Annotated in this window: 15 protein-coding genes; 4 read left to right on the top strand and 11 right to left on the bottom strand. The window is 68.7% G+C overall.

What is annotated here, in order from left to right; translation table 11 throughout:
* Window positions 1-15: 15 nt before the first annotated feature.
* The gene (locus BJF87_RS07215; RefSeq protein WP_042376708.1) at window positions 16-690 is read left to right on the top strand and encodes an energy-coupling factor ABC transporter ATP-binding protein; all 675 of its coding nucleotides are present in this window, start codon (window positions 16-18) and stop codon (window positions 688-690) included.
* Window positions 687-1,289 carry an energy-coupling factor transporter transmembrane protein EcfT gene (locus BJF87_RS07210; RefSeq protein WP_006360728.1) on the top strand — a complete coding sequence of 201 codons (603 nt, stop codon included), beginning with the start codon at window positions 687-689 and terminating at the stop codon, window positions 1,287-1,289. The genes BJF87_RS07215 and BJF87_RS07210 overlap by 4 nt, the downstream gene beginning before the upstream one ends.
* A gap of 59 nt (window positions 1,290-1,348) precedes the next feature.
* Here BJF87_RS07210 and BJF87_RS07205 read toward each other — a convergent pair whose 3' ends face one another.
* The 3 genes from BJF87_RS07205 to guaB form a co-directional block, all read right to left on the bottom strand.
* Window positions 1,349-3,112: a GMC family oxidoreductase N-terminal domain-containing protein gene (locus BJF87_RS07205; protein WP_042376705.1), complete on the bottom strand. Its 1,764-nt coding sequence runs from the start codon at window positions 3,110-3,112 to the stop codon at window positions 1,349-1,351.
* A 51-nt stretch (window positions 3,113-3,163) separates the two neighbouring features.
* The gene (locus BJF87_RS07200) at window positions 3,164-4,318 is read right to left on the bottom strand and encodes a GuaB3 family IMP dehydrogenase-related protein (protein WP_075862860.1); all 1,155 of its coding nucleotides are present in this window, start codon (window positions 4,316-4,318) and stop codon (window positions 3,164-3,166) included.
* Between the two features lie 102 nt (window positions 4,319-4,420).
* The gene (gene guaB / locus BJF87_RS07195) at window positions 4,421-5,932 is read right to left on the bottom strand and encodes an IMP dehydrogenase (protein WP_075862859.1); all 1,512 of its coding nucleotides are present in this window, start codon (window positions 5,930-5,932) and stop codon (window positions 4,421-4,423) included.
* A gap of 168 nt (window positions 5,933-6,100) precedes the next feature.
* Here guaB and BJF87_RS07190 point away from each other — a divergent pair, with 168 nt between their 5' ends.
* Complete coding sequence (locus BJF87_RS07190; protein ID WP_005195870.1) at window positions 6,101-6,490, top strand: DUF5319 domain-containing protein; 390 nt, start codon at window positions 6,101-6,103, stop codon at window positions 6,488-6,490.
* A gap of 92 nt (window positions 6,491-6,582) precedes the next feature.
* On the opposite strand, the gene BJF87_RS07185 is transcribed toward BJF87_RS07190, so the two are convergent.
* The 3 genes from BJF87_RS07185 to BJF87_RS07175 all read right to left on the bottom strand — a co-directional run bounded on the left by BJF87_RS07185 (window position 6,583) and on the right by BJF87_RS07175 (window position 9,016).
* Entirely contained in the window at window positions 6,583-7,644 is a 1,062-nt protein-coding gene (locus tag BJF87_RS07185) for an anti-sigma-D factor RsdA (RefSeq protein WP_006360724.1), read from the bottom strand.
* Window positions 7,628-8,215, bottom strand: a complete 588-nt coding sequence (locus tag BJF87_RS07180) for a sigma-70 family RNA polymerase sigma factor (RefSeq protein ID WP_035750555.1) — start codon at window positions 8,213-8,215, stop codon at window positions 7,628-7,630. Before BJF87_RS07180 ends, BJF87_RS07185 begins: the two co-directional genes overlap by 17 nt.
* 120 nt (window positions 8,216-8,335) lie before the next feature.
* Entirely contained in the window at window positions 8,336-9,016 is a 681-nt protein-coding gene (locus tag BJF87_RS07175; protein ID WP_316042960.1) for a hypothetical protein, read from the bottom strand.
* Between the two features lie 602 nt (window positions 9,017-9,618).
* Between BJF87_RS07175 and BJF87_RS07170 the strand changes: the two genes are divergently transcribed.
* A complete protein-coding gene (locus tag BJF87_RS07170; protein ID WP_006360721.1) occupies window positions 9,619-9,915 on the top strand; it encodes a WhiB family transcriptional regulator in 297 nt (98 codons plus the stop codon).
* Between the two features lie 137 nt (window positions 9,916-10,052).
* Here the strand turns inward: BJF87_RS07170 and groL are convergent, their stop codons facing one another.
* The 5 genes from groL to tsaB form a co-directional block, all read right to left on the bottom strand.
* Window positions 10,053-11,669 carry a chaperonin GroEL gene (groL, locus tag BJF87_RS07165; RefSeq protein WP_075862858.1) on the bottom strand — a complete coding sequence of 539 codons (1,617 nt, stop codon included), beginning with the start codon at window positions 11,667-11,669 and terminating at the stop codon, window positions 10,053-10,055.
* A 121-nt stretch (window positions 11,670-11,790) separates the two neighbouring features.
* On the bottom strand, window positions 11,791-12,090 hold the full coding sequence (gene groES / locus BJF87_RS07160) for a co-chaperone GroES (RefSeq protein WP_004019185.1): 300 nt from the start codon (window positions 12,088-12,090) through the stop codon (window positions 11,791-11,793).
* Window positions 12,091-12,301: 211 nt separating this feature from the next.
* Window positions 12,302-13,348 (bottom strand): tRNA (adenosine(37)-N6)-threonylcarbamoyltransferase complex transferase subunit TsaD, encoded by a 1,047-nt coding sequence (gene tsaD, locus BJF87_RS07155; protein ID WP_006360718.1) that lies wholly within the window; start codon window positions 13,346-13,348, stop codon window positions 12,302-12,304.
* The gene (gene rimI, locus BJF87_RS07150) at window positions 13,345-13,854 is read right to left on the bottom strand and encodes a ribosomal protein S18-alanine N-acetyltransferase (RefSeq protein WP_006360716.1); all 510 of its coding nucleotides are present in this window, start codon (window positions 13,852-13,854) and stop codon (window positions 13,345-13,347) included. The genes tsaD and rimI overlap by 4 nt, the downstream gene beginning before the upstream one ends.
* Entirely contained in the window at window positions 13,851-14,588 is a 738-nt protein-coding gene (gene tsaB / locus BJF87_RS07145) for a tRNA (adenosine(37)-N6)-threonylcarbamoyltransferase complex dimerization subunit type 1 TsaB (RefSeq protein ID WP_075862857.1), read from the bottom strand. The genes rimI and tsaB overlap by 4 nt, the downstream gene beginning before the upstream one ends.
* Window position 14,589: the final 1 nt, after the last annotated feature.

The raw sequence follows: 14,589 nt of genomic DNA, 5'->3' as shown, positions 1-14,589 counted from the left end.
GATCGCCCCGCTTCGATGATCGAGTTCACGAACGTCTCGCACGCCTACGACGACCGGGTCGTGCTGCGTGACGTCTCGCTGAATCTCACCGAGAACCGGATCGGCATCGTCGGGGCCAACGGCAGCGGGAAGTCGACCCTGGCGCGGATGATCAACGCGCTCGTCGTGCCCGGGACGGGCATGGTGACGGTCGACGGTCTCGACGTCTCCCGCAACAAACGTGAGGTCCGTCGCCGCGTCGGGTTCATCTTCTCCGACCCCGACCGGCAGATCATCATGCCGACGGTCATCGAGGACATCGAACTGTCGTTGCGCCGCACCGACCTAGACAAGAAGCAGCGCGGGATCCGGGCTCTCGAGGTGCTCGAGCGTTTCGGGCTGGGCGAGCACGCCGACCATCCCGCCCAACGGCTGTCCGGCGGGCAGAAACAGCTCCTCGCGCTCGCATCGATCTTCGTCACCGACCCGGCGATCATCGTCGCCGACGAGCCGACGACACTGCTCGACCTCCGCAACACGCGCATGCTCACCGACGTCTTCGCGACGCTCGACGAGCAACTCATCGTCGTCAGTCACGACCTCGACATCCTCGACGGCTTCGACCGCGTCATCGTCATCGACGACGGCCGGGTGGTCGCCGACGACGAGCCCTCGCCGGCGCTCGCCTACTACCGCACACTGATGTCGTGAACGTCCTCGGCGTCTACCGTCCCGGGAACACCCTGGTGCACCGGCTCCCGCCGGGGGTCAAGTTCGTCGCGATGGCCGTGGCGATCCTGGTGATGTCGCTGACCGTGCGGACGCTGCCCGCGTTGGGGATCGCGACCCTCGCGGTCGCGGCGACGTTCGCGCTCGCCGGGATCGGCCCGGTCGAGGCCTGGCGTCAACTCCGCCCGCTGCTCTGGATGTTGTTGTTCATCTTCGCTTTTCAGGTGATCTTCACCGATTGGCGACGCGCCGTGGTGATCTGCGGCGTGCTGGCGTTGTCGGTCGCGCTCGCCACGATCGTCACACTGACGACCCGCACCACCGACATGCTCGACGCCATTGTCCGCGGCCTGGGTCCGCTGCGCCACGTGGGCGTGCGCACCGACCTGATCGCCATCGCTCTGGCACTGACGATCCGAGCGATCCCGCTGATGGTCGAGGTGGTGCGCGAGGTCGACGAGGCACGCAAGGCGCGTGGGCTGCGGCCGGGTCCGCGCATCCTGGTGGCGCCGGTGGTGCTCGCCGCGCTCCGCACCGCGGACGGGTTCGCCGACACCCTCACCGCCCGCGGGCTCGACTAGCCGCAACCCGTAGAAGTCATGCGTGCCATGCACAGCCACATTTCTTCTCCGGAGTCCGGTCAGGCGGTGACGCCCGGTCGGGTGATCGGCGTGATCGGCAGGCGCAGCGCCCCGGGCGCATCCGCGGGGACGACCGGCGCCTTGGGCGTCGAGGGATCGATGCGCTGGTACGACTGCCCCTGCGACGGCCGGCGGTCTTCCTCACCCTTGTTCGGCCACAACGCGATCGCGCGCTCGGCCTGGGCACAGATCGTGAGAGACGGGTTCACACCGAGGTTCGCCGAGACCGATGCACCGTCGGTGACGTGCAGCGTCGGGTAGTTCCACACGCGCTGGTAGGGGTCGATGACGCCGGTGGACGGGTCGTCGGAGATCGCACACCCGCCGAGGTAGTGGGCGGTCAGCGGCATGTTGAAGATGTCGCCCCACGTGCCACCGGCGATGCCGCTGTTCATCTTGGCGGCGATCCGGCGAGTTGCCTCGTTGCCCTTGGGGATCCACGTCGGGTTCGGCTCGCCGTGTCCCTGCTTGCTGGTGACGTAGCGCAGCGGTCCCCGCTTGCGCACGAAGGTCGTCAGCGAGTTGTTGTTGTTCTGCATGACCAGCGCGATCACCGTGCGTTCGCTCCACTGCTTCACGACGAGCAGCCGAACCAGCAGGAACGGGTTCTTCGCGACCTGCTTCAGGAACTGCCCGAACCGGTTGCGGCGCGTGCCGCCGTCGGTGAGCAACGTCTGCAGGTAGGCGATCGCGTTGGAGCCCTTGCCATATCGCACCGGCTCGATGTGGGTGTTCGGCTCCGGGTAGAACGACGAGGTGATCGCGACGCCGCGAGAGTAGTCGTTCTCCGGATCGATCCGCGAACCCATCGCGCCCAGGATCGACTCCGAGTTCGTACGCGTCAGCTGTCCCATCGCATCCGAGATCTGCGGCAGCGTGGTCAGTTTCGCGTGATGCATCAGACGCTGGGTGTTGAACGTTCCGGCGGCGAGAATCACGTGACCGGCGGTGAAGGTGCGCTTGCGTCGTCCCAGCGGTCCCCACGAGGACGAGTGGTGTGTGCCGACCTGCCACGAGCCGTCGGCACGCCGGACGAGCGAGTCGACCGTGGTGCGGTCGACGATGGTGGCACCGTTGCGTTCCGCGAGTCCGAGGTAGTTCTTCAGAAGCGTGTTCTTGGCGCCGACGCGGCAGCCGGTCATGCAGGCTCCGCATTCGGTGCAGGCAGTGCGGTCGGGTCCCGCGCCGCCGAAGTACGGGTCGGGCACCGTCTCTCCGGGTGCGCCGGCGAGTCCGGTCTTGGCTCCGAAGAACACGCCGACGGGCGTGGGGGTCACGGTGTGGCCGACGCCCATCTCCTCCGCCACCTCGGCGACGATCCGGTCGGAAGAGGTGACAGTCGGGTTCTTGACCACGCCGAGCATCCGCCGGGCCTGGTCGTAGTACGGCGTGAGCTCGTCCTCCCAGTCGGTGATGTGGTTCCACTGGGGGTCGGTGAAGAACGGCGTCGGCGGCTTGTACAGCGTGTTCGCGTAGTTCAGCGAACCGCCGCCCACACCCGCACCGGCCAGGATCATCACATCCTTGAGCGCGTGGATGCGCTGGATTCCGTACAGGCCCAGCTTCGGCGCCCACAGCCAGCGGTTGAGACGCCATGAGGTCTTCGCGAACTCGTCGTCCTCGAAACGGCGACCCGCCTCGATGACGCCGACGCGGTAACCCTTCTCCACGAGTCGCAGCGCGCTCACGCTGCCGCCGAAACCGGATCCGACGATGAGGACGTCGAAGTCCGTGGAGCTGTCGGATCGCTTCTTCACACCCATGAATACGATGCTAATGGTCGTTGTCACATGGGATGACCCAGGTCACCCTAACTAGGCGTGGACGGAAAGCCCCACCCGCTGGAACTCCTTGAGGTCGCAGTATCCGGCCTTGGCCATCGCGCGACGCAGGGCGCCGACGAGGTTGAGCTCGCCGAACGGGTCGTCGGACGGACCGTTGAGGACGCGCTCCAGGCTCGGGCGGTCGGCGTTGCCGGCCACCTGCAGGAGCGCGCCGCGCGGGGTGTCGGGGTGGGCGGCGGCCGACGGCCAGTACCAGCCACCACCGGGAGCCGACGCGGAGGCGGCGAGCGGCGTACCGAGCACAGCGGCGTCGGCACCACAGGCGATGGCCTTGATCAGGTCGCCCGAGTTGTGGATGTCGCCATCGGCGATGACGTGGACGTACCGTCCGCCGGTCTCGTCGAGGTAGTCGCGGCGGGCGGCGGCGGCGTCGGCGATGGCGGTGGCCATCGGCACGCCGATGCCCAGCACCTCACCGGTGGTGGTCGCGCCCGCGGCCGAGCCGTAACCGACGAACACACCGGCCGCACCGGTACGCATCAGGTGCAGCGCGGTGCGGTGGTCGTGCACACCACCCGCGATGACCGGGATGTCGAGATCGGCGATGAACGTCTTGAGGTTCAACGGTTCCCGGGCACCCTCGCCGTCGACCTGGGCGACGTGCTCGGCCGAGATGATCGTGCCGTGCACGACGAGGAGCTCGACACCGGCCTTGAGCAGCGCAGGGGTGAGTTCCGGCGCGTGCTGCGGGCTGACGCGGACCGCGGTGGTGACACCGGCGTCGCGCACCTGCGCCACCGCCTCGGCGAGCAGACCGCTGTCGAGGGGTGCCGCGTGCAGCTTCTGCAGATGACGCACCGCGGCATAGGGATCGGGATCGCCGGCGGCGATGGCGGCCAGCTCCTCGAGCTTGGCGTCGACGTCGCGATGCCGTGCCCACAGTCCTTCACCGTTGATGACGCCGAGCGCGCCGAGCTTGCCGAGTTCGATGGCCACCGACGGCGACACCAGGGCGTCGGTCGGGTGGCTCAGGATCGGCGACTCGAACCGGTAGGCATCGATCTGCCACGCGGTGGAGACGTCCTTGGAGGAACGGGTCCGACGGGACGGGACGATGCTGATGTCGTCCAGTTCGTAGGTCCGTCGGGCCGTCCGGCCCATGCCGATTTCGACGAGGTCACGCACCAGTGCGCCTTTCTGAGTGTTCAGGCTCCGGGGAGTTCAGCTGCACAACGACCCTACGGTGTCCCCGGTCCGGGCGGACCGGCGGGAACGACCGAGGAGACGTCAGCGGGAATAGTAGTTGGGCGCCTCGGCGGTGAGAGTGATGTCGTGCGGATGCGACTCCTTGAGCCCGGCCGCGGTGATCTGGACGAACCGCGCCGTCTGCAGATCGGTGATCGACGACGACCCGGTGTAACCCATCGCGGCGCGCAGGCCACCCACCAGCTGGTGGATCACCTGGGACAGCGGGCCGCGGAACGGCACCCGACCCTCGATGCCCTCGGGGACCAGCTTCTCCTCCTTGAGGACGTCGTCCTGGAAGTAGCGGTCCTTGGAGTACGACTTGGCCTGGCCGCGTCCCTGCATCGCGCCGAGCGAACCCATGCCGCGGTAGCTCTTGAACTGCTTGCCGTTGACGAGCACGAGTTCGCCGGGAGCCTCGGCGGTCCCGGCGAGCAGCGAACCGAGCATCGCGGTCGACGCACCGGCCGCAAGGGCCTTGGCGATGTCGCCCGAGTACTGCAGACCGCCGTCGGCGATGACCGGTACGTCGGCCTTCTGGCAGACGGCGACGGCCTCGAGAATCGCGGTGATCTGCGGTGCGCCGACGCCAGCCACGACGCGGGTTGTGCAGATGGAGCCCGGTCCGACGCCGACCTTCACCGCATCAGCACCGGCGTCGATGAGGGCCTGAGCGGCCTCACGGGTGGCGACGTTGCCGCCGACGACGTCGACGCGGTCGCCGACCTCGGCCTTGAGCTTGGCGACCATCTCGAGCACCAGACGATTGTGCGCGTGGGCGGTGTCGACGATGATCACGTCGACGCCGGCATCGGTCAGCGCCATCGCACGGTCCCACTGGGGTCCACCGGTGCCCACGGCCGCGCCGACGAGCAGACGGCCGTCGGAGTCCTTGGTGGCGTTCGGGTGCTGCTCGGTCTTGACGAAGTCCTTGACGGTGATCAGACCGGTGAGGCGACCGTTGCCGTCGACGATCGGCAGCTTCTCGATCTTGTTGCGACGCAGCAGCCCCAGGGCGGCCTCGGCGGAGACGCCCTCCTGCGCCGTGATGAGCGGCGCCTTGGTCATGACCTCGGCGACCGGACGGTTCTGGTCGACCTCGAAGCGCATGTCGCGGTTGGTGATGATGCCGATGAGCTCGCCCTTGTCGTCGACGACGGGCAGGCCGGAGATGCGGTACCGCGCGCACATCGCGTCGACCTCGGCGAGGGTGTGGGTCGGCGAACAGGTGACGGGATCGGTCACCATGCCGGCCTCGGACCGCTTGACGGTCTCGACCTGGGCCGCCTGCGCCTCGATGGACAGGTTGCGGTGCAGCACGCCCATACCGCCGGCGCGCGCCATCGCGATGGCCATGCGAGACTCGGTCACGGTGTCCATCGCCGAGCTCACCAGCGGCACGCGAAGGGTCACGTTCTTGGTCACCCGCGAGGAGGTGTCGACCTCGCTGGGGATCACGTCCGAGGCCGAGGGCAACAAGAGGACGTCGTCGAAGGTCAGGCCGAGCATTGCGACCTTGCCGGGATCGTCTCCACCGGTGCGAACATGCGTCATCGGTCCATCGTATCGACTCGATGGATGCGGCGATCGTCACACGTGCACTGTGCGCCGGGGACGCGTCCGGGAGGCCGTGTTCCCGCCTCCCCGGCGCCTGCCGTATATCGCCTGAATACCTTCGGATGCCTGCGGCGTGACAGCCCCGGGATCGGCTACGGTGGTGGGGTGCGTGACCACCTGCCACCCGGCCTCCCGCCGGACCCGTTCGCCGACGACCCGAGCGACCCCGCTTCCGCATTGGACAGCGTGGAGCCGGGCATCCCGTTGGACGAGAACGAGCGGCTGGCGGTCGAAGAAGACCTGGCCGACCTCGCCGTCTACGAGGCGCTGCTCGCCCACCGCGGCGTCCGGGGCCTCGTCGTCGTGTGTGATGACTGCCACGAGGACCACTACCACGACTGGGACATGCTCCGCGCGAACCTGATCCAGCTCCTCATCGACGGCACCGTCCGCCCCCATGAGCCGGCCGTCGACCCGCGCCCCGACGCCTACGTCACCTGGGACTACTGCCGCGGCTACGCCGACGCCCGCAACCACTACGACGAAGGCCGCTGACCCCCTCGGGGCCCACAGACCACCGATCCCTCTCACACGACTGCGCCCGTACCGATCTCGGTACGGGCGCAGTCGTCTGTGGTCGCGCGGGTCTAGCGGGGACGACCCTCGGACGCGTCGACGCCGGGCGGCGGCGTCCACGGGAACGCCGGGAAGTCGGCAGGTGTCCGCGTCATCGAGGAACTTGTGGGCGGCACCTCTTCGGTCGGCTCGCTCGGCGGGCTCGACGGCACCGGCTCCTCGCTCTGACCGGGCTCCTCGACCGGGGTGGGCACCTTGGTCGTGGGAGTCGTGGTCACGGAGGTGTCGGAGGGCGACGGCTCCCCGGACCGGTTGCGCACGTCCGGATTCGTGGTCGGCTCACCCGACTCGGTCACCGCGGGCTCCGACCGATCGGCCGACGACGTGGCCTCCCTGGTGGTCGGCAGACCGGCCCCGGCGCGCAGCCGGTTCATCCAGTCCGACATCTCCTCGCGGGTGTCCTTGTCGCGCATCGGCCCCATGCTGCCCTGGGCCTTGGCGATGAAGCTCGCGGCCGCCGCGGTGTCGCCGGCGGCGATGGCCGCCTCGGCGCGTTCGAGGTTGGCGCGTACGTCGTGGGCCGCCTGGGTCTCGGAGGCGGCCTCGGCGAACACGACCTGCTTGACGCCCCACAACGGGTCACCCGGCTGCGAGCCCTCGGACAGGACGGTCAGGCCGGCGGCCGCCACGATGACGATCGCGGCCGCGCCGGACACGACGCGGAGGTGGCGCACCATGCGACGGCCACGACTCGCGCGTTCGGTGCTCTCGATGGCCCGCTCGACGTCGTCGACGGAGACCAGCTCCGGCACCGGGGCCGACACGGTCTCGTTGCGCCAGCCCGAGAGAAGTTCGGCGAGTTCATATTCCGCGTCGTCACGCGTGGGGACGGGAACGTCGTGGGAGAGCGCCTCGAGGAAGTTCTCGTCGAAGCCGACCTCGGCGAGGTCCAGCGACTCCCCGCCGAGCACGCTCGCTTCGCGCTCGAGGGCGTCGTCGCCGGATACGGGACCACCGGTGGACGGGCCACTCGGACCGGGTCCCCGACCATGGGCCGGCGGCCGGCCGGGACGGCCGAGCTGCTCACGCCCGTGGACGGAGCGACGATGACGCCAGTCAGATCCTCCGCTCATCGTGACCTCCTGTCCGTTTCAACTCGTCCTTCAACTTGGCCAGCGCCCGGTGTTGGGCGACTCGAACCGCACCCGCGGTGCTTCCGATCATCTGGGCCGTCTCCTCGGCTGACATGCCGACGACCAGCCGGAGTACCAGCACCTCGCGCTGCTTCTCCGGGAGTATGTCGAGCAATGCGCGCATCCGCCTGCTGCTGTCGGCGTCGAGCGCCGACTGCTCCGGCCCACCGGTGACGTGTCCGACCTCGGGCACGTCCTCCACCGGATCGGCCTTGACCCGGGCGGCGACCCGCATGGCGTCGGCGACCTTGTGTGAGGTGATGCCGTAGACGAAGGCCATGAACGGCTTGCCCTGGTCCCGATAACGGGGCAGCGCGGTCATCACCGCCATCAAAGCCTCCTGCGCGATGTCATCTGCGGAGAACAGATGACGTTCTCCGATTCCGATTCGCCCTCGGCAATAGCGCAGGATCGGTTCCTGCACGCTTTCGAGAACTGATGTGAGAGCTGCACGATCGCCCTGGCCCGCGGCCCGGACGGCGTCGTCCAACTCACCACCTGTCAGCTTCATCGCGCGTAGGAATCCCCGTGTTACAGATCGGTTGACCGTTTGTGAGCCGGTCCTGTTACGGGCCCCGACACCCCGGAACGTCGTGACAACGCCGAGGCAGACCCTCAAACACCTTAGCCATCAGCCCTCGGGCATCAGTGCCATGCCCTTGCCGATCAGCGTGGCGCGAAGGTCTCGGTGCCTCTTCTCCTCTGAATCAGACGCCGCGACCATCCCGGTGAGCAGGCTCAGTCCCGCCCACTCCAGCGGCAGCAGACCGTGTTCACCTGCGTCGACGACTACGTTGCGGGCCCTGGCGGCCGACGCCTCGACCTCCCCCACACCCGCGAGGGCTGCCGCATGGATGAGAGAGGTCTTCACGCGGTGCCGCGCCGGTACGTCGGAGGTGTCGGTCAGATGCCGGACCAGCAAGTCGCCGGCCTCCGCGTGGGCCAACCCCGCCGCGACGTCTCCGGAGTACAGGCCGAGTTCGGCGCTGACCCACTCCCAGCGAAGCCGGCACCGGCCGTGGGTGGGCCAGTCGACCGGCGGTGCCGAGACCCAGTCTTCGGCGGGATCGGACAGCAGTGACCGCGCACGATCGAGGACTCGCGCCGACGCTCCGAAACGAAGGAGACCGAGGTTGTCCGCGGCCAGCCCGATGAGGGCGTCGCGCGTGCGGCCCGCACCGGGTCGACACCTGCCTCGCCGCCCGGTGCCGGATCGATCCCCGCGACGGTCGCGAACGCGAGACCGTCGAGCCCCAGCGAGAGGTCGTGGCGTCCGCCCTGACGCAGTAGAGAGGCCGTCGTGCTGCGGCACAGTGACAGCAGTGCCGCGGCCCCCGGTCCGCGCGGCATCGACCCGTGCGCGGACCGCACGTCCTCGCCCAGCCGGGCCAGCTCGGTGAGCGCCGCGGCGTACTCACCGCGTCCTCCCGCCTCCACGGCCGCCTTCCAACGCAGTTCAGGGGCCATGTCGAGGCCCTGCGAAGTGGTCTTGATCACTACGTCTCTTTTGGTTTGCATGAATTTAACGAACGATTCCCAACGTTAATCCTGAGACCAGATCACCGGCGGATAAGAAGCAGATTTCCTCGGTGTTAACCGTTGACATGGTCGTCGTTTGATGGTCGTTGCGTTCCCACCCTCCAGACAAACGCCATTTTGCTGAATACTCGCAGCTCATCGATCGTTCCTTTCGTCCGGTCGGAGGGCACGCCGACCGCTGGGCAGCACTGTGCTATCGCCTTCCGTTCATCTAACGCGCCGTTAACATTTCCGAGACTTTCACCCGGCGGATCGCCGATTTCAGCGGTATTGACGTCATTTCTCACACCCGCTTAATGTGAGCCCCAGCGTTGCAGTAAATCGACGTTTCTCCACCGAGCACCTCGGTGCGGCCCTAGACAAGGAGCAGCTGCCATGCCTCAGCCCAACCATCTCCCCGGCCCCAACGCAGACATCTGGGACTGGCAGATGTCCGGCCTCTGCCGCGGCGTCGACTCCTCGATGTTCTTCCATCCTGACGGTGAACGCGGCCGTGCGCGCGCTCAGCGTGAGCGTCGGGCCAAGGAACTGTGCCACCAGTGCCCCGTCATCGCCCAGTGCCGCGAGCACGCGCTCGCCGTGGCCGAGCCCTACGGGATCTGGGGCGGGCTCTCGGAGTCCGAGCGCAGCATGCTGATGAAGCGCGGTGTCGGCCGCCGCATGGCGAGCTGAGCAGTCCGTAACCGCCGGCGGAGAGGGACCCGCCGACGATCAGGGCCACCGCGGCACCACCGCACACAACACAGGAGCGGCATCCGCAGAGGATGCCCGGCTCCTGTGTTGTGTACTACCGGCGCGATGCGCTCAGCTCAGTGCGCGTGACCGTGTCCGGCGTGACCGGCCGGCTCCTGCGCGGGCTGATCGGTGATCGCGGTCTCGGTGGTGAGCACCATGCGGGCGACCGACGCGGCGTTGACAACCGCGGAACGGGTCACCTTCACCGGGTCGATGATGCCCTCGCCGACGAGGTCACCGTAGGTGAGGCTCGCGGCGTTGAAGCCCTCGTTCTTGCCGAGGTCGGCGACCTTGGACACCACGACGGCACCGTCGAGACCGGCGTTGGAGGCGATCCAGAACAGCGGGGCCTTGGCGGCGTCCCGGACCACGCGGACGCCCAGCGCCTCGTCGTCGGTCAGCGAGGCGGCGAGCTCGTCGAGCACCTTCGATGCCTGGACGATGGCCGAACCGCCGCCGGGGATGATGCCTTCCTCGACCGCGGCCTTGGCTGCGGCGACAGCGTCCTCGACGCGGTGCTTGCGCTCCTTGAGGGAGGTCTCGGTGGCCGCACCGACGCGGATGACGGCGACGCCGCCGGCCAGCTTGGCCAGACGCTCGGCGAGCTTCTCCTTGTCCCAGTCGGAGTCCGACGCCTCGATCTCGCGACGCAGCTGCGCGGCGCGACCGGCGATGGCCTCCTTGGTGCCCGCACCCTCGACGATGGTGGTGGCGTCCTTGGTGACGACGACACGACGCGCCGAACCGAGAACCTCCAGGCCCACGGTCGACAGGGTCAGGCCCACGTCGGAGGTGACCACGGTGCCGCCGGTGACGACCGCCAGGTCCTCCATGAACGCCTTGCGACGGTCACCGAAGAACGGCGACTTCACCGCGACGGCGCGGATGGTCTTGCGGATCGAGTTCACCACGAGGGTCGACAGCGGCTCGCCCTCGACGTCCTCGGCGACGATCAGCAGGGACTTGCCCGCCTCGACGACCTTCTCCAGCAGCGGCAGGAACTCCGGCAGCGAGCTGATCTTGTCGCGGTACAGCAGCACGAGCGCGTCCTCGAGGACCGCTTCCTGGCTGTCGACGTCGGTGACGAAGTACGGCGAGAGGAAGCCCTTGTCGAACTGCACGCCCTCGGTGATCTCGAGTTCGGTCTGCAGACCCGAGCCCTCTTCGACGGTGACGACGCCGTCAGCGCCGACCACGCTCATCGCCTTGCCGACCATCTCGCCGATCTCCTCGTCACGCGAGGAGACGGTGGCGATCTGGGCGATGGACTGCTCGCCGTCGACCGGGGTCGCGGCGGCCAGCAGGGCCTCGCTCAGTGCGTCGGCGGCCTTGCTGATGCCCACGCCGAGTGCGATCGGGTTGGCACCGGCGGCGACGTTGCGCAGTCCGGCCTTGACCATCGCCTGCGCGAGAACGGTTGCGGTGGTGGTGCCGTCGCCTGCGACGTCGTTGGTCTTGGTGGCAACCGACTTCACCAGCTGGGCACCGAGGTTCTCGAAGGGGTCCTCGAGGTCGATGTCACGAGCGATGGTGACGCCGTCGTTGGTGACGCTCGGTCCGCCGAATGCCTTGGCCAGCACCACGTGCCGGCCGCGCGGGCCCAGGGTGACCTTGACGGTGTCGGCGAGCTGATCGATGCCTCGCTCGAGCGCCCGCCGCGCGGTTTCGTTGAATTCAATCTGCTTGGCCATGAATCTCTTTCTTCACGGGAGTCGTCCGACACAACGCACACCGCCCCGGTACCCCTGCACGGGGAGCCGGGGCGGTGCGTCGAGTCGCGAGACGACTCGCGGGGTCTGTGTGGCCCGAGTCCTACTTGCCGATGACGGCGAGGACGTCGCGCGCCGACAGGATCAGGTACTCCTCGCCGGCGTACTTGATCTCGGTGCCGCCGTACTTGCTGTAGATGACGGTGTCACCTTCCTTGACGTCCACGGGGACGCGGTTGCCCTGCTCGGTGACCCGGCCCTCGCCGACGGCGATGACGGTGCCTTCCTGCGGCTTCTCCTTGGCGGAGTCCGGGATGACCAGGCCCGAGGCGGTGGTCGTCTCGGCCTCGACGGCCTGCACCAGGATCTTGTCCTCAAGCGGCTTGATGTTCACGCTCGCCACGATGTGAGTCCTCAACTTTCGTACTGAGAAAGAATCTGCACGTTCATGGCCCTGGGACAAAACCTCGTCGTCGCGGGTGTCCGAGGCTTCACTCAGCGCCGACTAGCACTCTATACGTGCGAGTGCCAGCACTCAAGAGTGGAGGGTGCAAAATGCCGGAGTTTCGCTCGCCGCGAATACAGCTCGGCGCGTCGGGGCCCCCGAAGAGGCCTCAGAGCTGACTGACCCGCACCGACATCGCCGGGTCGGATGCGACCGTGAGCGGCGACGGCGCCGCGCCTCCGGCGATCACGTGCGCGCCCAGCGTCGCGATCATGACCCCGTTGTCGGTGCAGAGTCGCGGCTTGGGCACGCGCAGCGTGATGCCGGCGGCCGCGCACCGCTCCTCGGCGAGCGACCGAATCCGCGAGTTGGCGGTCGCACCACCGCCGAGGACGAGCGTGTCGACTCCCAGATCACCGCACGCACGAACCGCTTTCATGGTGAGCACGTCGGCGACGGCCTCCTGGAACGACGCCGCGACGTCGGCCACCGGGACCGCCACCCCGTCGCGCTCACACTTCTCCACGTACCGCGCGACCGCCGTCTTGAGACCGCTGAACGAGAAGTCGTGGCGGGCGTCGCGCGGGCCGGTCATCCCGCGGGGAAAAGCGATGGCCTCAGGGTCGCCGTCGCGGGCGGCACGGTCGAGGGCCGGGCCGCCGGGGAATCCGAGGTCGAGGAGTCGGGCGACCTTGTCGAAGGCCTCCCCCGCCGCGTCGTCGACCGTGGTGCCGAGTTCGACGATCGGCTCGGCGAGATCGGTGACGTGCAGCAGATGAGTGTGTCCGCCGGACACGAGCAGGGCGACGCACTCGGGCATCGGGCCGTGCTCGAGGGTGTCCACCGCGACGTGCCCGCCGAGATGGTTCATCGCGTACAGCGGCACATCCCAGGCGAGCGCATAGGCCTTGGCCGCGGCGACGCCGACGAGCAGCGCGCCCGCGAGCCCGGGCCCGATGGTGACGGCGATGGCGTCGGGCCGGTCGATGCCGGCGGCCTCACGAGCACGGCGCATCGTCGGCACGATGGCCTCGAGGTGTGCGCGCGAGGCGATCTCGGGGACGACGCCGCCGAAACGGGCGTGTTCGTCGACGCTCGAGGCGACCTCGTCGGCGAGCAGCGTCGCGTGGCCGGGGGTGTCGCCGTCGGCCGGCGTCCAGCGCACGATGCCCACTCCGGTCTCGTCGCAGGAACTCTCGATGCCCATGACGATCATGCCGGGCCCTCCTCGGGGTCGAGCGGCCGTCCCGAACTCGGGACCCGCAACATCGTGTAGGCATCCGCACCGGACGGCTGATAGTAGTTCCGGCGGATTCCGGCGGTGCTGAAGCCATGCCGGGAGTACAGGGTGATCGCGACGTCGTTGTCGGTGCGGACCTCGAGGAACACCGGGGCGTCGACGGCGTCGGCCACCGCCAGCATCGCCTCCAGCAGGTCCTTGCCGATCCCCCGCCCGCGATGGGCGGGATCGACTGCGATCGTGTGGATCTCGCATTCGTAGGCGTCGGGCTGACCGAGCGTGGAGATCCCGGCGTAGCCGATGACCTCGCCGCCCGCGCGTTCGCGCGCCGCGAAGTAGGTGTTGTAGGGCGCGTTCAGTTCGGCCCGGAACGCCGACGCCGGCCACGGCGAGTCCTCGGCGAACATCAGCTTCTCCAGCGCCGCGCACTGCGGGATGTCGCCGTAGGTCAGCGCATCGATGATCAGCTCCGGCGCCGTCACCGCGCGGCCCCCAGTTTCCGGGCCTTCTGCTCGACCGCATCGGGACGTCGGAGATACAGCGGCACAAGGGGTTCGGGGATCTCACCGGCGATGATCGCGGGAGCGGCCGCCGCGACGAGTCCGCGAGCCGACGGCACGGTGGCCTGCGGCGGCGCGCCCGTCCAGCCGACCAGTTCGAGATGGGACGCCGAGCCGGACGCCGCCCCGACCTCGCCTGCGGTGAATACCGGGGACAGTTCCTCGGCGACCGTCGCCGGGGCGGTGACCTCGGGTCCGCGCACCCGCGCACCGTCGCGGTACAACGCCCAGTACACCTCTCGGCGCCGGGCGTCGGTGACGACGAGGACGTCGGAACCCTCGCCGGGCGGGGTCGTGTCGAGGTTGAGCGCGTCCAGCGAACACACGCCGTGGGCGGGGATGCCGAGTGCGTCGGCGAAGGCCGCGCCGGTGGCCATGCCCACGCGCAGACCGGTGAACGGCCCGGGGCCGCATCCGACGACCACCGCGGCCAGCGAGTCGCGGGAGATCCCGGACTCGGCAAGGCATTCCGCGATCAGGGTGGTGAGCAGTTCGGCATGCCGACGGTGGTCGGTGACCACGCGTTCGGCGAGCACCCGCACATCGGCGATCGTGTCGCCGGTCAGTTCGACGACCCCGGTGACCACCGAGTCGGTCGCGGTGTCGATCGCGAGCACCGTCCGGGCCGCGCCGAGACCCCCTTCACCGGAACTCATT

It is taken from the genome of Gordonia sp. CNJ-863 (assembly GCF_001942325.1).
GTDB lineage: Bacteria > Actinomycetota > Actinomycetes > Mycobacteriales > Mycobacteriaceae > Gordonia > Gordonia alkanivorans.
This window is presented reverse-complemented; position numbering and strand designations above follow the sequence as displayed.

Coding starts and splice junctions, on each gene's coding strand:
- BJF87_RS07215 (WP_042376708.1), top strand. CDS start 16: ATGATCGAGTTCACGAACGTCTCGCACGCCTACGACGACCGGGTCGTG.
- BJF87_RS07205 (WP_042376705.1), bottom strand. CDS start 3,112: ATGGGTGTGAAGAAGCGATCCGACAGCTCCACGGACTTCGACGTCCTC.
- guaB (WP_075862859.1), bottom strand. CDS start 5,932: ATGACGCATGTTCGCACCGGTGGAGACGATCCCGGCAAGGTCGCAATG.
- BJF87_RS07185 (WP_006360724.1), bottom strand. CDS start 7,644: ATGAGCGGAGGATCTGACTGGCGTCATCGTCGCTCCGTCCACGGGCGT.
- BJF87_RS07180 (WP_035750555.1), bottom strand. CDS start 8,215: ATGAAGCTGACAGGTGGTGAGTTGGACGACGCCGTCCGGGCCGCGGGC.
- BJF87_RS07170 (WP_006360721.1), top strand. CDS start 9,619: ATGCCTCAGCCCAACCATCTCCCCGGCCCCAACGCAGACATCTGGGAC.
- groL (WP_075862858.1), bottom strand. CDS start 11,669: ATGGCCAAGCAGATTGAATTCAACGAAACCGCGCGGCGGGCGCTCGAG.
- tsaD (WP_006360718.1), bottom strand. CDS start 13,348: ATGATCGTCATGGGCATCGAGAGTTCCTGCGACGAGACCGGAGTGGGC.
- tsaB (WP_075862857.1), bottom strand. CDS start 14,588: ATGAGTTCCGGTGAAGGGGGTCTCGGCGCGGCCCGGACGGTGCTCGCG.